This is a genomic window from Planococcus sp. CP5-4_YE, assembly GCF_019042655.1.
GTDB lineage: Bacteria > Bacillota > Bacilli > Bacillales_A > Planococcaceae > Planococcus.
Map to the genome: position 1 here is coordinate 296,716 of NZ_JAHPZO010000001.1, position 22,160 is coordinate 318,875.

21 protein-coding genes are annotated in these 22,160 nt (G+C 49.6%); 1 reads left to right on the plus strand and 20 read right to left on the minus strand.

Features of this window, described 5'->3' with window-relative positions:
* The 12 genes from smc to KTG14_RS01565 form a co-directional block, all read right to left on the minus strand.
* Positions 1-3,549 carry a chromosome segregation protein SMC gene (gene smc, locus KTG14_RS01510; protein ID WP_216968729.1) on the minus strand — a complete coding sequence of 1,183 codons (3,549 nt, stop codon included), beginning with the start codon at positions 3,547-3,549 and terminating at the stop codon, positions 1-3.
* A gap of 2 nt (positions 3,550-3,551) precedes the next feature.
* Positions 3,552-4,307, minus strand: coding sequence for a ribonuclease III (rnc, locus tag KTG14_RS01515; protein ID WP_216968731.1), 756 nt, complete (start codon positions 4,305-4,307; stop codon positions 3,552-3,554).
* 139 nt (positions 4,308-4,446) lie between these two features.
* Positions 4,447-4,683, minus strand: coding sequence for an acyl carrier protein (locus tag KTG14_RS01520; protein ID WP_216968733.1), 237 nt, complete (start codon positions 4,681-4,683; stop codon positions 4,447-4,449).
* Positions 4,684-4,723: 40 nt separating this feature from the next.
* A complete protein-coding gene (gene fabG, locus KTG14_RS01525; RefSeq protein WP_216968735.1) occupies positions 4,724-5,470 on the minus strand; it encodes a 3-oxoacyl-[acyl-carrier-protein] reductase in 747 nt (248 codons plus the stop codon).
* Positions 5,467-6,405 carry an ACP S-malonyltransferase gene (gene fabD, locus KTG14_RS01530; RefSeq protein WP_216968737.1) on the minus strand — a complete coding sequence of 313 codons (939 nt, stop codon included), beginning with the start codon at positions 6,403-6,405 and terminating at the stop codon, positions 5,467-5,469. The genes fabG and fabD overlap by 4 nt, the downstream gene beginning before the upstream one ends.
* Complete coding sequence (plsX, locus tag KTG14_RS01535) at positions 6,402-7,394, minus strand: phosphate acyltransferase PlsX (protein ID WP_216968739.1); 993 nt, start codon at positions 7,392-7,394, stop codon at positions 6,402-6,404. Before plsX ends, fabD begins: the two co-directional genes overlap by 4 nt.
* On the minus strand, positions 7,391-7,975 hold the full coding sequence (gene fapR, locus KTG14_RS01540; RefSeq protein ID WP_211654464.1) for a transcription factor FapR: 585 nt from the start codon (positions 7,973-7,975) through the stop codon (positions 7,391-7,393). Before fapR ends, plsX begins: the two co-directional genes overlap by 4 nt.
* Positions 7,976-8,064: 89 nt before the next feature.
* The gene (gene recG / locus KTG14_RS01545) at positions 8,065-10,107 is read right to left on the minus strand and encodes an ATP-dependent DNA helicase RecG (protein WP_216968741.1); all 2,043 of its coding nucleotides are present in this window, start codon (positions 10,105-10,107) and stop codon (positions 8,065-8,067) included.
* Positions 10,097-10,996: an L-serine ammonia-lyase, iron-sulfur-dependent, subunit alpha gene (gene sdaAA, locus KTG14_RS01550; RefSeq protein ID WP_058383555.1), complete on the minus strand. Its 900-nt coding sequence runs from the start codon at positions 10,994-10,996 to the stop codon at positions 10,097-10,099. Before sdaAA ends, recG begins: the two co-directional genes overlap by 11 nt.
* Positions 10,997-11,012: 16 nt before the next feature.
* Entirely contained in the window at positions 11,013-11,675 is a 663-nt protein-coding gene (gene sdaAB, locus KTG14_RS01555; protein ID WP_216968743.1) for an L-serine ammonia-lyase, iron-sulfur-dependent subunit beta, read from the minus strand.
* A gap of 213 nt (positions 11,676-11,888) precedes the next feature.
* Positions 11,889-13,541 (minus strand): DAK2 domain-containing protein, encoded by a 1,653-nt coding sequence (locus KTG14_RS01560; RefSeq protein WP_216968745.1) that lies wholly within the window; start codon positions 13,539-13,541, stop codon positions 11,889-11,891.
* An 18-nt stretch (positions 13,542-13,559) separates the two neighbouring features.
* A complete protein-coding gene (locus tag KTG14_RS01565) occupies positions 13,560-13,922 on the minus strand; it encodes an Asp23/Gls24 family envelope stress response protein (protein WP_101190542.1) in 363 nt (120 codons plus the stop codon).
* Between the two features lie 220 nt (positions 13,923-14,142).
* Here KTG14_RS01565 and rpmB point away from each other — a divergent pair, with 220 nt between their 5' ends.
* Positions 14,143-14,331, plus strand: coding sequence for a 50S ribosomal protein L28 (rpmB, locus tag KTG14_RS01570; RefSeq protein WP_058383551.1), 189 nt, complete (start codon positions 14,143-14,145; stop codon positions 14,329-14,331).
* Between the two features lie 57 nt (positions 14,332-14,388).
* On the opposite strand, the gene KTG14_RS01575 is transcribed toward rpmB, so the two are convergent.
* The 8 genes from KTG14_RS01575 to def are packed head-to-tail and all read right to left on the minus strand — an operon-like array spanning position 14,389 to position 22,145.
* On the minus strand, positions 14,389-15,027 hold the full coding sequence (locus tag KTG14_RS01575; protein ID WP_216968747.1) for a thiamine diphosphokinase: 639 nt from the start codon (positions 15,025-15,027) through the stop codon (positions 14,389-14,391).
* A complete protein-coding gene (gene rpe, locus KTG14_RS01580; RefSeq protein ID WP_216968749.1) occupies positions 15,024-15,689 on the minus strand; it encodes a ribulose-phosphate 3-epimerase in 666 nt (221 codons plus the stop codon). The genes KTG14_RS01575 and rpe overlap by 4 nt, the downstream gene beginning before the upstream one ends.
* Positions 15,682-16,578, minus strand: a complete 897-nt coding sequence (rsgA, locus tag KTG14_RS01585) for a ribosome small subunit-dependent GTPase A (protein WP_216968751.1) — start codon at positions 16,576-16,578, stop codon at positions 15,682-15,684. Before rsgA ends, rpe begins: the two co-directional genes overlap by 8 nt.
* A 32-nt stretch (positions 16,579-16,610) precedes the next feature.
* Entirely contained in the window at positions 16,611-18,587 is a 1,977-nt protein-coding gene (gene pknB / locus KTG14_RS01590; RefSeq protein ID WP_216968753.1) for a Stk1 family PASTA domain-containing Ser/Thr kinase, read from the minus strand.
* Between the two features lie 2 nt (positions 18,588-18,589).
* Positions 18,590-19,339 carry a Stp1/IreP family PP2C-type Ser/Thr phosphatase gene (locus KTG14_RS01595; RefSeq protein ID WP_216968754.1) on the minus strand — a complete coding sequence of 250 codons (750 nt, stop codon included), beginning with the start codon at positions 19,337-19,339 and terminating at the stop codon, positions 18,590-18,592.
* An 18-nt stretch (positions 19,340-19,357) separates the two neighbouring features.
* Positions 19,358-20,713 carry a 16S rRNA (cytosine(967)-C(5))-methyltransferase RsmB gene (gene rsmB, locus KTG14_RS01600; protein ID WP_216968756.1) on the minus strand — a complete coding sequence of 452 codons (1,356 nt, stop codon included), beginning with the start codon at positions 20,711-20,713 and terminating at the stop codon, positions 19,358-19,360.
* On the minus strand, positions 20,710-21,642 hold the full coding sequence (gene fmt, locus KTG14_RS01605) for a methionyl-tRNA formyltransferase (RefSeq protein WP_216968757.1): 933 nt from the start codon (positions 21,640-21,642) through the stop codon (positions 20,710-20,712). The genes rsmB and fmt overlap by 4 nt, the downstream gene beginning before the upstream one ends.
* Complete coding sequence (def, locus tag KTG14_RS01610) at positions 21,639-22,145, minus strand: peptide deformylase (protein ID WP_216968760.1); 507 nt, start codon at positions 22,143-22,145, stop codon at positions 21,639-21,641. The genes fmt and def overlap by 4 nt, the downstream gene beginning before the upstream one ends.
* Between the last annotated feature and the right edge of the window lie 15 nt (positions 22,146-22,160).

Consider the following 22,160-nt stretch of genomic DNA (forward strand, 5'->3'; position numbering starts at 1 on the left):
TTATTTGATGTCTTCTTGCAGTTTCACGGAAACCAGTTTGGAAATGCCGGATTCCTGCATCGTGATACCGTACAGCACATCGGCACCTTCCATCGTTCCTTTGCGGTGGGTAATGACGATAAACTGTGTGTCTTCGCTGAATTTTTTCAAGTACTGACTGTAACGCACGACATTGGATTCATCAAGCGCCGCTTCGACTTCATCAAGAACACAGAACGGCACAGGGCGCACTTTCAAGATGGCGAACAATAACGCAATCGCCGTGAGCGCCCGCTCCCCGCCAGATAACAGACTCAAATTCTGCAGCTTCTTGCCTGGTGGCTGGGCGATGATGTCGACGCCCGTCATCAGCAGATCAGACGGCTTTGTCAACACTAAATCTGCAGAACCCCCGCCAAACAATTCGCGGAAGACATGACGGAAATGGCTGCGGATGGCATGGAAGGTTTCGTCGAAACGCAAGGTCATTTCTTCGTCCATTTCTTCGATCAAAGTGCGCAGCGTATCTTTCGCTTCGTTCAAGTCATCACGTTGCTCGGTCAAGAAACGGTGGCGCTCTGCTACATGTTCATATTCCTCAATTGCGCCGATGTTGACGCTGCCAAGTTCTTCAATCGACTGTTTAAGTAGTTTCACTTGTCTCCTGACAGTCGCTTCATCTTTTTCGAGCGGATAGCTGTTGGCCATTGCAAGGTCCATTTCGTAATGTTCCTCGAGCTGCACAAGAAGTCCCTGCAATTGAACTTCAAGACGCGTTGTCTTCACTTCGCAAATGCGGACAGCTTCAGTGAAGCCTTTATGGATACGACTTTGTTCACGTAGCTGCTGCTCTTCTGCGTCAAGTGTATGCTGTAGCTTTTGGCGTTCTTGGCGGGAGGCATCGACAGTTTTATTGGCCGATTGCCGAGCATCGGACCATTTTCGGATTTCCGCTTCGATTTCTTCATCCGAAAAGCTTTTGGACGCTTCTTCCGATTGAATCCACTCGAGTTCACGTTCAAGCTCCCCAAGCCGGTTGAAACTGGCATTGTGGCGTTCCAATAATTCATCCACTTGCGAAGTGAGCTGTTGGATGCGCTCTTTACGGACTGCCATGTCTGATTTAAATTCCGCGAGTGTCGCCAGCAATTCGCCTCGAGCTGTTTCTTTTTGCTGCTTGAAGCCGGTTAATTTCTCGATTTCGCCATTCAATTCTTCTAGTTCGCTTGCGATAGCGTCCATGCGCTCAGCTGCCTCTTGCCTCCGTGAAGCAAGTCCGGAAAGATCCTGCTTTGTTTGCTGTTCAGCACGGAACACAGCAAAGCGGCTGTCGGTCGTTTTCCACACCGCTTCGATTTCGCGCAGATGCATCGCGCTTTCCGCTTCAAGTTCACGGTAGCGCTCTCCATCTGTGCGAAGCTGCTCCAATTGTTCTTTCGCAATTTCTGCACGCGATTGCAATTCACGGACTTTCTGTTCGGCTTCTTCAATGGTGCCTTGAAGTTCAGCTGCCTGTTGTTGCAATTGTTCCAGTTCTGCCTTTCTCGTAAAGAACGATGCCTGATTCTTTGTCGCACCGCCTGTCATGGATCCGCCGGCATTGATGACGTCCCCTTCCAAGGTCACAATGCGATACCTATGGCCGATCGCTTTGGCTATCGCTGTCGCGCCATCGAGATCTTTTGCCACAAGGACATTGCCGAGCAGGTTCTGGAAAATCATCGCGTATTGTTCGTCATAGCTAACGAGCTGTGCTGCGATATCCACAAATGCCGGATGTGCCGAAACCGATTGCACCACTTGCTGGGAGATTTGCCTCGGCTTCATAACTGTCATCGGCAGGAATGTGGAACGCCCTGCGCGTTTTGTTCTTAAAAAGCGGATCGCTTCACTGGCACTTTTTTCATCGCTTGTGACGATATGCTGGCTGGATGCGCCGAATGCTGTTTCAATCGCCTTAGCGTAAGGCTTCTGGACATCTGCAAGTTCTGCCACAGCTCCGATGATGCCGTTGAGTTCGTTGCGCTCCCTTGCTTGCAACACTTCACGCACCCCATGGAAGAACCCCGAATAATCCGCTTCTAAATCCTGCAAGGTCTCAATGCGTGCTGATAGCTGTTTATGGGATTGGTATGCTTGGAACAATAAAGATTTCTTGTGATCATAATCCGCTGCCAATTGCTTTGCTCCGGCTTCTTGTTCTTTAAAATGCTGGCGTTTTTTGTCAAGGTCCTCACGAATTTCTTCGTAAGCTTTTTGCGCTTGCTGTTTCTCTTTCAACAGGCGGGCAAGTTCTTTTTCAAATGATGCTTCTTGCGCGGCGATTCGGCCACTCGATTCCGTCATTTGCTGTTGCTGGAAATCGATGTTTTTCAGTTCGTTCTTCAAACCTGCCTGCTCGTTCATCAATTCGATATAGAGGGATTTCTTTGCTTCAATTTCATTATCGATATCGGCAGGCGTCAAATTCAATTGCCCTTCTAGCTGCTGAATCGACTTGCGGGTCTTCTGCTGATCCATTTTCTGCTGTTCGAGAGAAGCGCCTTGTTCCGCATGGCGCTGTTCAAGCTTGGCAGTTTCTTCGCGCTCAGCCTTGATAGACTCTTCCAATGCATGGCGCTGGCGGTCTGCATTATGCTTTTTCTCGGACATCAGCAATTTGCGGCCTTCCCATTTTTCGAACTCTGAGCTAGCTTCGACCAATGCCGCTTGTGCCGCGTCGATTTTTTGATCCAGCACATGCACCGATCGCTTCGAAGCGGTGATCAATTGTTCCGTTTCCGCGATTTCACCCGCTAGCCGTTGTTCTTGCGCGGCGTGCTGCACGGCCTCTTGCGACAACTCCGAAAGCTGTGCCTTTAATCCTTTTGCATCGTGTGCCAACAGTGCAATATCTGCGTCTTTTAATTGTGCGCTCATGTCAAGATAATCACGGGCTACGGACGCCTGCATCTGTAGCGGCTCCATTCGCCCGTCGAGTTCATGCAGGATATCGAGCACGCGGTTCAAGTTTTCATCTGTTTCGTTCAACTTAAATTCAGCTTTCCGTTTGCGCTGTTTGTATTTCAATACACCAGCCGCTTCTTCAAAAATGGAACGCCGCTCGTCCGCCTTGCTATTGAGAATTTCATCTACTCGACCTTGGGAAATGATGGAAAAAGCTTCTTTCCCCAGTCCCGAATCCATAAACATATCGGTGATATCTTTTAATCGACACGGCTGCTTATTCAGAAGATAGGCACTTTCCCCACTGCGAAAAACCCTTCTCGTTACGCTGATTTCGCTGTAATCGAGAGGGGCTTCGCCGTCCGTATTATCCAAAATTAATGTGACTTCCGCAAAATTAAGCGCTTTTCTTGAATCGCTTCCGGCAAAAATCACATCCTCCATTTTTGCCCCGCGCAGCGATTTCGCGGATTGCTCGCCGAGGACCCAACGGATCGCATCGGTTACATTGCTTTTGCCGCTGCCATTCGGCCCGACCACGGCTGTGACGCCAGGGACAAAATCGATGCCGACACGGTCGGCGAACGATTTAAACCCGATTACTTCCAATCTTTTCAAAAACATGTTCAATCCTCCGCTGTTTCCTGCAATTTAAGGATGGCAAGCTGCGCTGCCTTCTGCTCCGCTTCTTTTTTGGAGCGCCCGTCTCCTAAGCCCAGTTCCTGGTCACCCAAAGAAACGCGCGTTACAAAAATACGGCTATGTGCAGGACCCTTTTCTTCGATGATTTCATAATTCAAGGTACCGGTATTTTTTTGCTGTACCAGCTCCTGCAACTGGCTTTTATAATCCATCGCATGAGAAAAAGCACCGACTTCCACTTTCGGGAAGAGCACTACCTCTAAAAAGGATACAACCTTTTCCAACCCCTGATCCAAATAAAGCGCACCGACAAAGGATTCAAAGACATCCGCAAGAAGCGCCGGGCGTGTTCTGCCCCCTGTCAATTCCTCGCCTTTGCCGAGCAGAATGTATTTGCCAAAATCCAGCTCATTGGCGAAAAGGACAAGAGACGGCTCACAGACGATCGATGCGCGCAGTTTAGTCAGTTCGCCTTCAGCCATTTCGGGATATTTCATATAGAGGAAATGCGATACCGACAATTCCAGTACGGCGTCGCCTAGAAATTCCAGACGTTCATTGTCTGTGAATTGCCTTCTTCGATGCTCATTCACATAAGATGAATGCGTAAATGCCTGCTGCAGAAGGGCAGGTTGTTCAAACTTGACGTCCAGCTCTTGTTGCAATTGTTCAAATGCCTGTTTTGCGCTTTCTTTCAGCGCCAGTTGTTTGGTATGTTTCGGTTTTCGTTTCATCGCCATTTTTATCTGCCTTCCTCTACTGTTCTCTTGTTGATTTTACCTGTTTTTCAGGCATTGTGCAAAAAGAGAATTGACGCACAGCTAGGCTGTGCGTCAATTTTTTGTACTATCAAGCTGGGACGGATCCCGTTTATTCAACTTAAGCTTGTTTTTTTTCGATGTAAGTTACTGCGTCGCCTACTGTTGCCATTCCTTCTGCATCTTCATCAGAGATTTCCATATCGAATTCGTCTTCTAGCTCCATGACCAATTCAACTACATCCAATGAGTCCGCTCCAAGGTCGTTTGTGAAAGATGCTTCAGGTTTCACTTCGCTTTCTTCCACACCAAGACGATCTACGATTACTTTGGTTACACGTTCCAATACTGTTGACAATGCCGTCACCTCCCCTCAAATGAGTATACATAATTATGAACTACATGACCATGCCGCCATCCAGATGCAAAGTCTGGCCGGTTACATAATTTGCTTCGTCCGAAGCCAGGAACAACGCCGCATTCGCCACATCTTCCGGTGCGCCAAAACGGGCGAGCGGAATTTGGGCAAGCATGCTTGACTGCACGTCGTCACCGAGCTTTTCAGTCATGTCGGTCGTGATGAATCCAGGAGCTACTGCGTTCGCGGTAATACCTCGGCTCGCAAGTTCTCTCGCTGTGGTCTTCGTCAAACCGATGACACCCGCTTTCGCTGCTACGTAATTCGCTTGTCCTGCATTGCCCATGACGCCGACAATCGAGGCAATATTAACGATGCGTCCAGCGCGCTGTTTCATCATTTGACGCGTCACAGCTTTCGTGCACAGGAAAACGCCTTTCAAATTGGTATTGATCACGTCATCCCATTCGTCTTCTTTCATGCGCATCATTAAGTTGTCGCGCGTGATGCCGGCATTATTGATAAGGATGTCGATCGAGCCGAATTCCTCCATCGCCGCATCCGCCATCGCTTTCACCGCATCGGCATCTGCGACATTGGCTTTGACGGCAATGGCTTTGCCACCCGCTTGTTCGATCTCAGCTACGACGGCTTCCGCCTTGTCCTGGCTGCCGCTATAATTGACGACGATATTTGCGCCTTCTTCAGCAAAGCGCCGGGCGATAGCTGCGCCGATCCCGCGAGATGCCCCTGTAACGATGGCTGTTTTTCCAGTTAATTTGCTCATGTTGTCAACTCCTCTACCGCTTTTTCGAATGACGCCAGGTCATGGACCGGAATGACAGTGACTGAACGATCGATTTTCTTCACCAAGCCGCTCAGCACTTTGCCAGGGCCTACTTCGATAAAGGTAGTGACGCCAAGGTCGATCATCTTCCGCACCGATTGCTCCCATAGAACTGGCGAGTACAATTGGTGGATCAACATGTCCTGCAATTGCGTCGCGTTTGTTTCCGGTTCGGCTCTAAAATTTGTTACGACGGGAACTTTTGCATTGAGCAAGAATGAATCACTTAGCACTTTTGCCAAGTCATGTGACGCGGAACGCATCAATTCTGAATGGAACGGGCCGCTGACGTCGAGCGGAATGGCACGTTTTGCGCCGCGCTCTTTTGCCAGTTCACACGCTTTTTCCACTCCCGCTTTCGTTCCGGAAATAACGATTTGCCCCGGGCAGTTCAAGTTTGCCAATTGAACGACTCCCGCGCTATTGGTCGCGTCATCCGTCACTTCTTCCAATTTGTCTGCATCCATGCCCAAAATGGCGGCCATTGCGCCTTCACCTGCAGGCACTGCTTCATTCATGAACAATCCACGCTTATGGACAACTTCCACCGCTTTCGGAAATTCCAGGACATTCGAAGCGACAAGGGCACTGTATTCACCAAGGCTATGCCCAGCTGTATAATCCGGTCGGATACCTGCACGGATCAATCGTTCCGTGATCATTGAGCTGACAGTTAAAAGCGCCGGTTGTGCGTGATAAGTCAAGGTCAATTCTTCCTGCGGGCCTTCGAGCATCAATTTCGACAAACCCATTCCAAGCACTTGGTCTGCGCTTTCGTAAAATTGGCGGCTTTTGTCGTCTTCCAGAAAGCTTTCGCCCATGCCCACTGCCTGTGAGCCTTGCCCAGGATAAATAAATGCGATTTGCTTTCTCATGACGATTGTTCCTCCTTCAAGGTACTGTAAATCTTGCCGGCAACGTCGTGCTCGACCATTGTCCGCGCCTGGCGGATGGCGTTATAAAATGCAGTGCCATTAGATGAACCGTGCGCTTTGATGACCGGCGCCTTTAGCCCGAATAATCCTGCGCCGCCGTACTCGCTGTAATCCAGCATGCCTTTTAACGCGCTCAAATCATTTTTCACGAGCATCGCCGCTATTTTAGTTTTAGTCGAAGCCATAAAGACATCTTTGATCATCGCGAATACATTCATCGCCGTCCCTTCGATCGTCTTCAAGACCATATTGCCGGTAAAGCCGTCAGTGACCACTACATCAGCAGCGCCGTTCAGCAAGTCGCGCGACTCTACGTTTCCAATGAAGTTCACTGGCGCTTCTTTAAGCAACGGAAATGCCGCTTTGGTCAGTTCATTGCCTTTTTTCTCTTCTGTTCCAATATTCAGCAAGCCGACTGTCGGATTGCTGATGCCTCTCACTTTTTCGGCATAAATGCTGCCCATGATGGCGTATTGCACAAGATGCTCCGGCTTGGCATCGGCATTTGCGCCGAGGTCCAGCATGAGGAAGCCTTTCCCGTCCATTGTCGGCAAGGTCGGCGCAAGCGCCGGACGGTCGACACCGTCGATGCGGCCGACAATAAATAAGCCGGCTGACATAAGGGCTCCTGTATTGCCTGCAGAAACCGCCGCGTCTGCAGCCCCTTCTTTGACCGCTTCAGCCATGCGGACCATGGATGCATCTTTTTTGCGGCGCACTGAACGGACCGGGTCGTCTTCCGATTCGATTACTTCAGCGCACTGGATAATGGTCAAACGGTCTTGCGGTTTTATGTATTCGGTGATTTTATCCTGTTGCCCGTAAAGCACAATCTCTACGTCGTTAAATGCTTCGAGCGCTTGTTTGACACCATCGATAATTTCCTTCGGGGCGTTGTCCCCGCCCATTGCATCAATCGCTATTTTCACGAATTGTCACCTTCACTTTGTTCAGTCATGCGGTACATTTCAAATGTCCCGATAAAAACTACTGCCTGGTCCACCGTCGACACCACTTTGACGAATGCGCGATGCTTTTGCGGCTGCCTGTCGGTCACTTGCGCTTTCGCAACGACCCGTTGTCCAGCTTTAACCGGCTTCAAAAATTGCAATTCCGATTTCACCGTCAACGCCAATTCTTCATTCATCACTGCCACTGCCAAGGAATTTGCCTGCGCAAACAAATGATGCCCCCTGGCAATTCTATTGCGCTGGAAAACATGTTCCGGTTTGACATCAAAAATCGAAATGGCTTTATTGTCCAATTCTATATCGATAATCTCGCCGATCACTTCGTCAATCGGCAGAGATTTCACTTCATCGTCAAAAGTCTTCTCGGCAACATGCTTTATGCGCTCCCTCAGTTCAGGAATCGAAAGCTCCATTCTGTCAAGACGGATTGTCTGGACACTGACGCCAAACTCTGCCGACAATTCTTCATCGGTCACGAACGGGTTGTCTTTGATTGAGGATTTCAGCGCAGCCTGCCGCTCTTTTTTAGGTTTTCTCACTATGTCACCGCCCGCTATTAGCACTTGGTACTAATATGAGTATATAAACAACAAAAAAAGAATGCAAGGAAAATCGGTCTCCCTGCATTCTAATCTAGTCTTCCGCCTTCAAGAATGCCTGAATCTTCGAGCATCGCCCGCAGGCATTTCGTTTCATCCGAGACCCAAAACGATTCACTTGCGATCAATGCTTCCGCGTCTTTTCTCGCCGCTTCCAGCGCACGGTAATCATGGACCAGATCCGCCATGCGGAATTCCGGAATGCCGCTTTGCTTGCGGCCGAAGAAATCGCCAGGCCCGCGCAGCTCGAGATCCTTTTCGGCAAGGATAAAGCCGTCATTCGTTTCCGTCATCGAATTCATGCGCTCTTTACCAATTTCCGTCTTCGGATCTGCTAGTAGCACGCAATAGGACTGCTCGCTGCCACGCCCAACGCGTCCGCGCAATTGATGGAGTTGGGATAAACCGAAGCGCTCAGCATCATAAATCAGCATGAATGACGCATTCGGGACGTTCACGCCGACTTCAACAACGGTCGTCGACACGAGCACTGCAATTTCTCCTTCCGCAAATTCGCGCATTGTCTGCTCTTTCTCATCTGGATGGAGGCGGCCATGCATTAACCCCACGGTATGGCGGCTTTCAAAATACATCGTCAATTGCTGGTAAAGTTCCACTGCATTTTGGTATTCCAATGTTTCGGATTCTTCAATCAGCGGAGCAATGACATATGCTTGGCGACCAGCCTGCAATTCTTTTTCCATACGGCCAATGATTTTTCCGAACATTTCTTTTTTCATCCAATAGGTTTCGATTTCTTTTCGCCCAGCCGGCATTTCGTCGATAATCGAAACGTCCATTTCACCGAAAGCGGAAATCGCAAGTGTCCGTGGAATCGGCGTCGCGGTCATGAACAAGACATCTGGGTTCAAGGCCTTATCTTTCAAAACACGCCGTTGATCCACGCCGAAGCGATGTTGTTCATCGGTAATGACCAACCCTAAACTTTTGAACAACACTTCTGGCTGGATCAACGCATGGGTTCCGATCAAAATGTCGATTTCGCCATCTACTAAGCGCTTCAACACTTCCTTGCGCCGCTTTCCCTTGACTGATCCTGTCAATAAAGCGACGCTGACATCAAAGGGCCGGAACCATTCCTCGAGTGTATTGGCATGCTGCTCGGCAAGGATCTCGGTCGGTGCCATAAGAGCCCCTTGTTTGCCTGCCGTCACAGCGGCATATAAAGCAATCGCAGCCACGACCGTTTTGCCGGAACCGACATCCCCTTGCAATAAGCGGTTCATCCGGAACGGCTCTTTCATATCACGGCAGATTTCATTGACGACACGTTTTTGCGCACTGGTCAAATCGAATGGCAAGGCATCGATGAATGCTTTCAAACGCACAAGATCGTAATCGATGAATGAACCGCCTTCCGCTTCACGGTTTTTCTTGCGCAACGCTTGCATCTTCAATTGAAACTGCAAGAGCTCTTCGTAGACAAAACGCCGGCGAGCTTGTTTGAGTGATGCCGCATCTTCTGGAAAATGGACAGTCTCAAGCGCTTGTTCAAACGGCAGCAATTGGTATTCCGCCCGGAGAGAAGCGGGCAAACAATCCTGCAAGCCGCCTTTCGTCGCATCCAACGCCTGGCGCATCAACTTTCGAAAAGTCTTCTGGTGCATCGAGCCCTTCAAGCTATAAACCGGCTCGAAATCCGCACCGTCAGTACGTGGCCCAATTGAATGGCTGGAGACGGTGATCAATTGACGGCCACGGTCCCATTTGCCTGTCAAGGTGACGACAGCACCGATTTGCAGTTTGGCTTTCACATAATGTTGGTTGAAGAACACCGCTTTGACGAGGTGGCGCCCGACGAGCACTGTCACGGTCGTCCGCGATTTATTTTTCCCTAAAAAAAGGACGGAAGGCTCATTTTCGACCCTTCCCTCCACCGTTACCCGTTCATTATGGGGCGTTTCAGCCAGATCCTTGAGCTGAAAATCCTCGTGGCGATACGGAAAGGTCATGATCAAGTCTTCTAGACTTTCGATTTTCATGTCCCGCAAGGTTTCAGCCGCTTGCTTCCCGACCCCTTTCAATGAAGAGACGGGTGCTTTATTGTCCACTGCCGACTACCGAGCCACCGAAGATTTTCGATTCAAGCCATTTGCCAGTCGGCGTCGCGGCCAATCCACCTTTTGCCGTTTCACGGAACGCGCTAGGCATTGCTTGCCCGATTTCGAACATCGCGCTGATGACTTCGTCGCACGGGATTCGGCTGGTTACGCCAGCGAGCGCCATATCGGCAGCAACTACCGCATTGGATGCACCCATCGCATTGCGTTTCACGCATGGCACTTCCACGAGCCCCGCCACAGGGTCGCAGACTAGACCGAGCATATTTTTCAAGGTAATAGCGAAAGCTTCAGAACTTTGCTGAGGCGTGCCACCGGCCATCTCGATGATTGCGGCAGATGCCATTGCCGCTGCAGAGCCAACTTCCGCCTGGCACCCACCAGCTGCTCCTGAAATCGAGGCATTATTGGCAACGACAAAACCGAAGGCGCCGGATGTAAATAGATAGCGAATCATCTGTTCGCGCGTCGGATTCAATTTATTCTTCACGGCAAACAATGTTCCGGGCACCACACCTGCAGATCCTGCGGTCGGTGTCGCACATATCGTGCCCATCGCTGCGTTCACTTCATTGGTCGCAACAGCTTTGCTGACGGCATCAAGCAGAAGATCTCCGGATAGGCTATTGCCTTGCTGCATGTATTTTTGAAGCAACACTGCGTCGCCTCCGGTCAAACCGGAAACCGAATGAACGCCTTGCAAGCCTTTCTCAACCGCTTCTTCCATGACGGTCAAATTGCGCTCCATCTGTTGCATGATATCTTCCCGCGAACGATCTGTGATGAGCATCTCCTGCTCGATCATGATCTCGGAAATGAGCTTGCCCTCTTTCTCCGCTCGTTCGACGAGCTCCCTTACATTTCGGAATAGAACATCCATTTCTCTTACCTCCAGTTTAGTCGGCGATGCGCGTGACTTGCGTAATATTCGGCAACTCGCGCAATTCGCCCATCACTTCTTGATCGACTGTCTGATCGACTTCGATGACCATCAACGCCATATCCCCGCGTTCTTTGCGGGAAACTTCCATATGGCCGATGTTGATGTCGTATTTATATAAACAATTCGCTACATTTGCGATACAGCCGGAGCGGTCGTCATGGACGACGAGAATCGCCGGGTGGTTGCCGGATAGCCTGAGTGGGAACCCGTTCAGTTCCGTAATTTCGATCTTGCCGCCGCCGATGGAAATCCCCATCATCGACATTTCGGATTTTTCATCTCCGATGACGATGCGCGCCGTATTCGGATGATCGACATTTCCTGTTTCTGCGATGAATTCATAGCTCATGCCGAGCTTTTCCGCTTCTTCAAAAGCGGTTTTGATGCGTTCATCGAAGGTATCATAATCCAATAAACCACCGACGATCGCAACGTCCGTCGAGTGTCCTTTATAAGTCTCGGCAAAAGAACCGTATAAATGAATCCTAGCCCATTTCGGCTGACGGCCAAATAAATCCCGTGCCACCCTGCCGATGCGTGCGGCCCCCGCTGTATGCGAAGATGATGGCCCAATCATTACCGGGCCGATTATATCAAAAACAGATTTGAACTTCATGCTCAAACCCCTCACTTTCCGTGTCGTATAATTTCATTTTACATGAAAAGCACCGTGGAAACAAAGATAATAAAGCGCATACATTGTTTTAATCGTGGGCTTTTCCAACTACTCATCAAAGCTTTTCTTGTTAGGAGCCATTTTGCACTTTTCTATTGTGGAAAAATAAAAAAGCGGAAGCCCGGTGTCTTGTTCCCGGACCTCCGCCTAACATTATTCAACTGCGAGAATATATGGATAAAGCGGCTGCTTGCCGTTGTGGATTTCCACTTCGACGTCGCCGTTCAAAGATTCGATGAATGAACCGAGCTTTTCGGCATCCGCCTCACTGACATCCTCGCCAAAGAGGATCGTGACAATCTCTGCATCAGCATCGACCAGCTTTTTGCATAATTCTTCTGTGACTTTTTCAAGGCTTTCATCCGACACGACAATCTTGCCTTCTGAAATTCCCATGAAATCGTCTTTCTTGATGGAGACGCCGTCAATCGATGTATCGCGCACTGCAAAAGTCACCGACCCCGACTTGACGTGCTTGATTGCATCCCCCATCGCTTGTTGGTTGTCTGCGACGGCGGCTTCCGGATTGAAAGCGAGAAGTGCCGACATGCCTTGCGGGACATCTTTTGTCGGAACGACGGCTGCTTCGATATCAAGAAGCTCTGCAGCTTGTTCCGCTGCCATGATAATGTTTTTATTGTTCGGCAAAATCAGCACGCGCTCTGCGCCGATCGAACGGACCGCATTGACGATATCTTCCGTTGACGGGTTCATCGTCTGGCCGCCTTCGATGACGTAGGAAGCGCCGATCGAACGGAGCAATTCCGCTACGCCTTCGCCCATCGCGACCGTGACGATCGCATATGGATGCTTCGCTTCTTCAACTGCCGCAGTCTTTTTATGGCCTTCGCCGACAATATCGGTATGCTGCTGGCGCATGTTTTCGATCTTCATGCTGATCAGGCTTCCGTATTCCTGGCCGTATGTAAGGACTTTCCCAGGCTCTTCGGAGTGGATATGGATTTTCGCGATTTCATCATCTGAAATGACCAGAAGTGAATCACCGTAAGCGCTCAAATCTGTCCGGAACGCCGCTTCGTTGAACGAGCGTTTATCGTCTTCGAATTTGACCATGAATTCCGTGCAATAGCCGAATTCGATATCTTCCGTGTTCATGAAGCCAGCGATGTTCTTATGATGCTCAGCGCTGACCAGATCATCCATCGAATTGTCGATATGCTTCTCAGGCAATGCTTCGCCTTTCAATGAGGCAAGGAAGCCTTCATAGACATAGACGAGGCCTTGCCCGCCGCTGTCGACGACTCCAACTTCCTTTAGCACTGGCAATAGGTCCGGTGTTCTTTCAAGCGATGCTTTCGCTTCAGTGACGACTGCTTCGAACAATACAATGATATCGTCCTCACTGTCTGCCAGGCTCATGCCTTTAGCTGCTGCGTCTTTAGCAACCGTCAAAATGGTGCCTTCAACCGGTTTCATAACAGCTTTATAGGCGGTCTCAACGCCATGTTGCAGCGCTTCCGCCAATTTTTTTGCTGATAGTTCAGGTTCATCAGCGATGAATTTTCCGAATCCACGGAACAATTGGGATAAAATGACGCCCGAGTTGCCGCGTGCTCCCATCAGCAGGCCTTTCGATAAAGCGCTTGCTGTTTTCCCGATATGTTCTTGGGCATGGGCCTCTGTTTCTTTAGCGCCCGATGTCATCGATAAATTCATGTTCGTCCCAGTATCGCCGTCCGGCACCGGGAAGACGTTCAATGCATCTACATAATCCGCATTCTGGTATAGATGGTGCGAACCCATCTGCACCATCTCAGCGAATTTCACTCCGTTTAATGACTTCATAACCGATTTTTCCTCCTCTTACGGGTTCGTCACACGAACGCCCTGGACATAAATGTTTACCGCTTTAACCGGCATGCCCAATGTTTTTGTAATTGTATATTTTACTTTGGATTGGACTTGATACGCCACTTCCGAAATTTTCGTTCCGTAGCTGATGATTACGTACATATCAATGACCAAATCGCCATCTTCCTGGCGCACAAGGACTCCTTTGGCAAAGTTTTCTTTGCGGAGAATGTCCGTGAGGCCATCGCGGATCTGGTGTTTGGTTGCCATCCCTACGATGCCGTAGCATTCGATTGCAGCGCCGCCGGCTATTTGGGCTATCACATCATTGGAAATATCGATTTGACCATATTCATTGTTCAACTCAATCGACATTAAAATTCCTCCTCGAGTCCTATTTCACTCTTTTCATTCTACATGAAAGCCCTTTATAAGAAAAGCCAACGTTTTAGCCTGTAAAGGTTTTTTTCTTGAAAGGCTGTGAATTTCACTTGCGCCTGTCTTTTTTCTATGGTAAATTATTAAAGTATGTGAAACGAAAAACGAACTGAAATTCTATTATAATTTTCAGCTTCACTTGTGAGGAGGGACTTACATGCCAAAAGTATGTGCAGTATCTGGACGTAAAGCTCGTGCAGGAAACAGCCGTTCACACGCGTTGAACTCGACAAAACGTACATGGGGAGCAAACCTTCAAAAAGTTCGCATCCTTGTAGACGGCAAGCCGAAACGTGTATGGGTTTCCGCGAGAGCATTGAAATCAGGAAAAGTTGAGCGCGTCTAAACCGCTCATGAATAATGCCAGGTCTGACATTCGTCAGCCTGGCATTTTTTCGTGCGTTCAATCTGAACTTTCGATGACGATTAAATGGCCGCCCGTGAATTCAAGCTTGGCATCGTCCAGCAATTCATTGCTGATAAAGCGTGTCGAGCCGAACGGAATCCGCTCCTCTGTCACTGGATATTTAACCCCATCTATCGTGAAGCCGCCCACTTCTTCTGCGAACGGATAAAAGGAAACGTATTTGAAAGCTTGATCGGCTTCCAGGCGATATGTTCCAGGATCCATGAAACGGATGCGGTTCTGCTTATTCACGATCATGAAATCGATTTTCGGATAGCTTCTTTGGTAGGCAAAGACGATGTGCAAGGCGGCCATATAATGGTCGAGCCTGCCACCGGTCACGCCGGTGACGATGACAGTGTCCGGGTTGTATTGCATCGCTTTATTCAACGCCAATTCTGTATCCGATTCATCTTTTTCCGCCGGCGACCGTTCAAGTGACGGAAAAGCCGAGCGGATTTTTGCATACTCGTTGTCTGTCACCGAATCAAAATCCCCGACTGCTTCCACCGGTTCGATTCCCAAACTGAGCAATGTCATCACCCCTGCATCCACTCCGATATACGATGCCCCTTCATATGAAGAAAGGTCCGGCAATTCGTCTGCCGGACCTCCTGCTGTAACTACCACAATCACGAGATAACTCCTTGCCCCGCTTTTTTGATTGCCTGCAGAGCTTGTGTGCGGTCTTGTTTGCCAAAAATGGCAGAACCGGCCACAAAAATATTCGCCCCTGCTTGAGCGCACGGAACAATCGTTTCTTCATTGATGCCGCCGTCGATCTGGATATCGACAGACAAGCCCTTTTCGTTAATCAGTTGCGACAATGCCGCAACTTTCGGCACCACCGAATGGATGAACTTCTGTCCGCCAAAGCCAGGGTTAACGGTCATAAACAGCACTAAGTCGATATCTTCAAGAACATGCTGAATCGTTTCGATCGGTGTGTGCGGGTTCAAGACGACACCAGGCTTGACGCCGAACGAACGAATCAATTGGATGGTGCGGTGAAGATGTGGGCATGCTTCAACATGAACGGTAATATAATCCGCTCCTGCCTTGGCAAAATCCTCGATATAACGGTCCGGATTCTCAATCATCAAATGGACATCGAGTGGAAGCTCTGTCAATGGGCGCAGAGCACTGACCACAATCGGCCCCATTGTGATATTCGGGACAAAGTGGCCGTCCATGACATCAATATGGATCCAATCCGCTCCAGCTTTCTCTACTTCCTGTACTTCTTGACCCAGTTTTGCAAAATCTGCTGCTAAAATAGACGGTGCGATTTTAATCATGTGAATACCTCGGCTTTCGATTCATTATTTCTTCCAAAAATTTCAAGTAATGCTTATAGCGATATTCCGGGATATCCCCTGCCTGCACCGCTTTTTTAATGGCACATTTCGGTTCGTTTAAATGCAGACATTCGCGGAATTTACAGCCGCCTGCGCGCTCCTCCATTTCCGGGAAGCATGCTGACAATTGTTCTTTCTCCAGCTGTTCAAAATCAAACGAGCTGAATCCCGGTGTATCCGCCAACAAGCCGCCGTTCACTTCAATCAATTCCACATGGCGCGTCGTATGCTTACCACGGTTTAAGGCTTGCGAAATGTCATCGGTCTTTAGCTTCAACGACGGCAAAATGGTATTCAGTAAAGTTGACTTGCCGACACCCGATTGTCCTGCCAGAACACTCGTTTTGCCTTCAAGCACCGGTATTAGCCGTGCCTGCAAGCTCGGATCGTCTATAAACGATTCAATGACCTCGTAGCCGATTGTCCGGTACTCATCCGCATAACGGTCTAGCGCTGTTCGCTCTGATTCGGACATTAAGTCGGTTTTTGTCAGGCAAATAACCGGTTGAATATCGAACGATTCAACCGCTACGAGAAAACGGTCCAAAAGCAATGGATGAAAATCAGGCTGCTTCGCTGAAAATACTAAAATTGCCTGGTCGATATTGGCGATTGGCGGACGCACTAGTTCGTTTTTGCGCTCTTCGATATCGAGTATCGTTCCTTCTCGGTCATTATCCGCTTTATACTCGACGAAATCCCCAACAAGCGGCGTGATTTGGCGGTTGCGGAAAACACCCCGGCCACGGCATTGCACATAACGATGCCCATCTTCATCCAATACATAATAGAATCCGCTCAAGGCTTTTCTGATCTGACCTTTCGGCATAGCACCACCCCTTATCCTTTATTGAAATTTCCTTAATCTGCGTTCTCGTAGTCCACTGTCTTTTCCAGGATAATCGTTGCATCCCTGACAATCCGATAAGAAGCACTGCCACCTTCGACAATCTGCATTTCAAGCTGATGTTCGGTCGTTTCTGTGATGGTGAATTCCTCGACTGGTTCGACCATAGTTTGGTTCTGGTCCTGAATATAGACGCGGATTGTCTGCTCGACTGGGTCTTCGCCTTCTTCTGCAGGCTCTGACGGCTCGTAAGGAATTTCCACGGTTTCGACGTAAGTGTTCACCGGAAGTTCCGCACTGCCAGAAGACAACACGACTTCAATCGTGCTTCCGACTTCGAGCATCTCCCCGCCAGCGACATTCTGTGACAGCACTAATCCTGCTTCCACAGTATCGGATTCTTCTTCACGGACGATGCGGATATTGAATCCTGATGAACGGGCGTATTCGTTCAATTCGGCTTCGCCGTAGCCGCTCAAATCTTCCACTTCGCGCATGTCCGGCCCTTTGCTGACAACAAATTCAATCTCCGTTTCACTGATGACAACTTCGGTTCCCGCTTCAGGAACTTGGCTCAAGATCGTGCCGGGCGCTTCATCGGAAAATTCCTCACGCACATCCGGCGAAGGAAAATTCGTTCCGTCTAGCATACGCTGTGCCTGTTCAAACGAGTCGCCGACATAATCACCAAACTCGGTTGTTTCTTTGCCCATGCTAATGAACAAGCTGATGCTTGACTCTGGATCTCGCATTTTCCCTGCTTCTGGGATGGTGCGGATCACATGATTGTCATCAACTTCTTCTGAGAATTGTTCCGATTCTTCCTCAACGACAAAACCTGCAGCGGTTAGCTCTTCGTGTGCTGCTTCCCGTTCCATGCCGGATACGTCTGGGACAGCTACTTGCCGCGGCTGAAACAATTCAGGAAAAGCAAATGCCAGAATCAAGCCAATTAATACCAAAGCTGCAATAATCGCCAAGACGATCGGTATCTTCTTGCGTTTTTTCTTATCAGCCGGCTTTTTCGGCGCTTGTTGATTTTCTTTAATCGGCAGCGCCATCGTTTTAGTCGCATCTGCCTGTTCGTATGTGCCCGAATCTTTGATGGCCGGCATTGCCCGGGTCTCCCCTTCATCTACAGGCACCGCAAATTTCGGTTCGCTCAGACGTTCTGGTGTCAAGGCTGTCGCAAGGTCTTGTGCCATTTCATCGGCTGATGCATAGCGATACTGCGGATTTTTGGCGGTTGCTTTCAACACGATATTTTCCAAGCTTTGCGGCAGGTCGGGAACGCTAGCCTTTAAAGAAGGCGTATCCGTCTGCAAATGCTTCAAAGCGATCGCTACAGCCGACTCCCCTGAAAACGGAAGCTTTCCCGTCAACAATTCGTACATGACAATGCCCAGCGAGTAAATATCGGACTTTTTATTGGCCATGCCACCTCTTGCCTGCTCTGGCGATAGGTAATGCACGGTGCCGAGCACGGAATTGGTCTGCGTATAGGAAGTAGCGCTCAATGCCATGGCTATACCGAAATCGGAAATTTTAACATTACCATCTTCATCAACCAGCACATTTTGCGGCTTGATATCCCGGTGGACGATATGATTGTGATGGGCATGTGCGAGAGCCGTAGCCAATTGCGACATGATTTCCACTGCACGTTCCGGTTCAACTGGGGAATGTTTGATGATATATTCCTTTAATGTATCGCCCGGTACATATTCCATAACGAGATATGGCAAGTCATTGTCTTCCCCAACATCGAAAATACTGACGATGTTCGGGTGCCCAAGGCTTGTCGAGGACAATGCCTCACGCTTGAAGCGGCGCCGCAATTCTTCTTCATTGTTGAAGTCATAGCGCAGTACTTTAATGGCGACATCACGATCTAGAATCATATCATGTGCTAAATAGACATTGGACATCCCTCCGCTGCCGATCGCTTCAAGTACTTTATAGCGGCCATTGATTCGTTTTCCGATTAACATCGCTACACCTCCTCACCAAGCGCCGTCAACAATACAAATGATATATTGTCTTCTCCGCCGAGGTCATTGGCCAGCGCAATCAAGGCTTTGCCTTTTTGGGAAAGTGAAGCTTTCGAACGTACAATCGACGACATTTCCCGCTCGCTCAACTTATTGCTCAAGCCGTCTGTGCAAATCAGGAAGTAGGAAGTACCCGCGAGAGAAAAATGATGCATTTCCCGCTCGATGTCCGGCTCCGTGCCAAGTGAGCGCAGGATCCAGTTTTTCTTCGGATGGTCTTCCGCCTGCTGTTGGGTAATTTCCCCGTTATCGACGAGCACGTTGACATAGGAATGATCCCGCGTCACTTGCGCCATCGACGGGCCGATGACATACGCACGGCTGTCGCCGATATGGCACAGCACGCAATCATCCTCTTCAATCAATGCTGCGATCAGAGTCGTTCCCATCCCTTTGCATTCGCTATGGGTGATGGAATGTTCATAAACAAGCCGGTTGACTTGCAACACTTGGCCAGATAGCCAAGCTGTCTTTTCTTCTGTCGTCTCGAACGTTTTTTCGTCCGCTTCCATGAACCTTCTGCCGAGTTCATCAACCGCCATCCGGCTCGCAACGTCTCCTGCATTATGGCCGCCCATGCCGTCTGCGACAAGGGCGAGCAATAATCCACCAGGGCGTTTGAGCACAGCGACGCGGTCTTCATTGACTTCCCTTTTTCTACCGGTATCGCTTTCAATTACATACTGAAACAATAGTGGACACCCCGTTTTTTAGCTTTCGGCACGCGTGCCGTCGGTTTTTCTGAAGCTTGCGATAAAAAATCCGTCACTCCCGAAATCCTGCGGGAATACCTGGACGAAGCCCTGGCCTTTGCTTTTGAAAGCGGCAGGCAATTCAGCAGGGATCTGTTCCATTTGCGGATGTGTATTCATGAATTTCTCGGCAGTTCCGCGGTTCTCTTCGGTATCGACCGTACACGTGCTGTAGACGAGAATGCCGCCTGGCTTCAACAACTTCACCGCTTCATCGAGAAGCGCAAGTTGAATCGTCTGCAAGCGCCCGAAATCACCTGGCGTTTTCGTGTATTTGATATCCGGCTTGCGCTTGATGACGCCGAGCCCACTGCAAGGTGCATCCACCAGGATCCGGTCAAATTTTTCTTCGCCGAAACGTTCGCTGCTTTCCCGGCCGTCTCCCACTGTGGTCTCAATGGTCTGGTGGCCCAAGCGTTTTGCGGTTTCTTCAATCAATTTGACTTTATGGGCGTGCAAATCCATCGCCAGTACCGCCCCATGTCCTTCAAGCTTTTCGGCGATGTGGGTCGTCTTCCCGCCAGGCGCCGCGCACATGTCCAGCACTTTCATGCCGGGTTCGACTTGCAATGCGTAAGCTGGCAGCATCGAACTTTCGTCTTGTATAGTGATAAAGCCTTTTTCAAAGGTTTGCGTGCGCACCGGCTGCCCACCCGTGACGATAAGGCATTCCGGGATGATCTTGCTCGGTTCAGCATTCAGTCCTTCCGACTCAAGCATTTCAATCACTTCATCAGGACTCGCCTGGACGGTATTGACGCGCACCGTCTGAAGTGGCGCTTTGTTATTCTCAAGTGCCATTTCACGCGCTTTTTGCATACCGAATTGTTCAGACCAGCGCTTGATCATCCATGCAGGGTGGCTTGTTTCGATGGAAATCTTTTCGATCGGATCGGCGATTTCATTAAATGAACGCACGCCAGATCGTTGGACGGAGCGCAAAATACCGTTGACAACAGACGCAATGCCCCCGTGTCCGCGCCGTTTGGCGATTTCCACCGCTTCGTTGATAACGGCATGGAAAGGGATGCGGTCCAGATAAACGATCTGATAGAGCGATAAGCGCAGAAGCGTCCGCACCCATGGGTCGAGTTTGCCTTTAATATACGGTTCTAAATAATAATCCAAGGTCATTTGATGCTGCAGCGTACCATAAGTGATTTCCGTCAATAAACCCTTATTTTTGGCGGAAATGCCATAGCTGTCCATTGTCGTATTCAATAAGAGGTTGCTATATGCCTGTTTGTTTTCCACGGCATAGAGAATCGACAACGCCGCATCTCTTACATTGCCGTGGATTTTTTTGTTTTTCATTCGAATCGGTCCCCTGCCTGTAATTTCGGCCCACGAAGATGATCTTCAGCCGTCATGCGTTTTTTCCCGGCCGGCTGCAATTCCTTGATGGCAAGTGTGCCTTCGCCGGTTTGGACGATAATGGCATCCTTTGTCAATTCGACGATTTCACCCGGCGCGCCGGTTTTTTTGCTGTCGGCGATTTCCGCCCACCACACTTTAACATTGGCGTCTTCCAACGTAGTGAACGCGACCGGCCATGGATGCAACCCGCGCACTTGGTTATAGATATCGTGTGCGGATTTGTTCCAATCGATGCGTTCCTGTTCTCTTGAAATATTGCGCGCAAACGTGACGTGCTCCTCGTCCTGCGGAATCCGCGGATTGGTCCCGTCAATGATCGACGGCAAGGTTTCTTTCAATAATTCCATTCCTGCCGCACTCAATTTTTCGAACATACTGCCTGTATGGTCCGTTTCTTCGATTGGCACCGATTTTTGCGAAATGATATCCCCCGCATCCAAACGGTCTACCATGTACATGATCGTCACACCGGTTTCTGTTTTGCCATCGATGATTGCCTGGTGGATCGGCGCACCGCCTCGGTATTCTGGAAGCAGCGAAGCATGTACATTGATAGCACCGAGTTTCGGGGCTTCGAGTATGGCGGTTGGCAAAATCTGGCCGAAAGCTGCCGTCACGATCAAGTCTGGCTGCAGGTCAAGAATTTTTTGCGCTTGTTCGGGATCTTTCAGTTTTTCCGGTTGGTATACCGGCAAGCCGAGTTCTAACGCTTGTTCTTTCACCGGCGTCGGCGTCAGGATTTTCTTCCTGCCGACAGGGCGGTCTGGCTGTGTGACGACCGAAACGATGTCGTATCCTTCTTCTGCAAGCATCTTCAGGATTGGAGCCGAAAATGCAGGCGTTCCCATGAAAACAATTTTGGTCAAAGCAAATCCTCCTCTTCCTGCTGGCGGATCATTTCATCCAATTCTTCCTGAGTGACATATTTCTCGATTTTGCTCGTGAACAGCACGCCGTCCAAATGGTCCATTTCGTGAAGGATGGCGCGTGCTTCGTAGCCTTCCGCCTCCAGCTCATACCAGGAGCCATCGCGTTCCTGGGCTTTAATTTTAATGTGGCCGTGGCGTTCGACTTCACCAAAAATACCCGGGAAGCTTAAGCAGCCTTCGATATCCGTCTCTTTTCCTTCAAACAGTGCGAGTTCCGGGTTGATCATTTCGATCGGCTCTTGCCCTTCCTGAAAATCAACAATCGCGACGCGCTTCAAAACGCCTACCTGCGGCGCAGCAATGCCGACGCCGTCCGCCTCGATCATCGTCTCGTGCATATCATCCAACAAGACAGCAAGCTCGCGGTCAAATTCGGTGACCGTCTTGCACGGGGTTTCTAATACTTCATTGGGGTGTTTCACTATTTCACGGATTGCCATTTCTATTCCTCATTT

Excerpts from the sequence above, each read along its gene's own strand:
- smc (WP_216968729.1), bottom strand. The coding sequence starts at position 3,549 with ATGTTTTTGAAAAGATTGGAAGTAATCGGGTTTAAATCGTTCGCCGAC.
- rnc (WP_216968731.1), bottom strand. The coding sequence starts at position 4,307 with ATGGCGATGAAACGAAAACCGAAACATACCAAACAACTGGCGCTGAAA.
- fabG (WP_216968735.1), bottom strand. The coding sequence starts at position 5,470 with ATGAGCAAATTAACTGGAAAAACAGCCATCGTTACAGGGGCATCTCGC.
- fabD (WP_216968737.1), bottom strand. The coding sequence starts at position 6,405 with ATGAGAAAGCAAATCGCATTTATTTATCCTGGGCAAGGCTCACAGGCA.
- sdaAA (WP_058383555.1), bottom strand. The coding sequence starts at position 10,996 with ATGGATGTTCTATTCCGAAATGTAAGGGAGCTCGTCGAACGAGCGGAG.
- sdaAB (WP_216968743.1), bottom strand. The coding sequence starts at position 11,675 with ATGAAGTTCAAATCTGTTTTTGATATAATCGGCCCGGTAATGATTGGG.
- KTG14_RS01560 (WP_216968745.1), bottom strand. The coding sequence starts at position 13,541 with ATGAAGTCATTAAACGGAGTGAAATTCGCTGAGATGGTGCAGATGGGT.
- KTG14_RS01565 (WP_101190542.1), bottom strand. The coding sequence starts at position 13,922 with ATGTCGATTGAGTTGAACAATGAATATGGTCAAATCGATATTTCCAAT.
- rpmB (WP_058383551.1), top strand. The coding sequence starts at position 14,143 with ATGCCAAAAGTATGTGCAGTATCTGGACGTAAAGCTCGTGCAGGAAAC.
- rpe (WP_216968749.1), bottom strand. The coding sequence starts at position 15,689 with ATGATTAAAATCGCACCGTCTATTTTAGCAGCAGATTTTGCAAAACTG.
- rsgA (WP_216968751.1), bottom strand. The coding sequence starts at position 16,578 with ATGCCGAAAGGTCAGATCAGAAAAGCCTTGAGCGGATTCTATTATGTA.
- pknB (WP_216968753.1), bottom strand. The coding sequence starts at position 18,587 with ATGTTAATCGGAAAACGAATCAATGGCCGCTATAAAGTACTTGAAGCG.
- rsmB (WP_216968756.1), bottom strand. The coding sequence starts at position 20,713 with ATGAAAAACAAAAAAATCCACGGCAATGTAAGAGATGCGGCGTTGTCG.
- def (WP_216968760.1), bottom strand. The coding sequence starts at position 22,145 with ATGGCAATCCGTGAAATAGTGAAACACCCCAATGAAGTATTAGAAACC.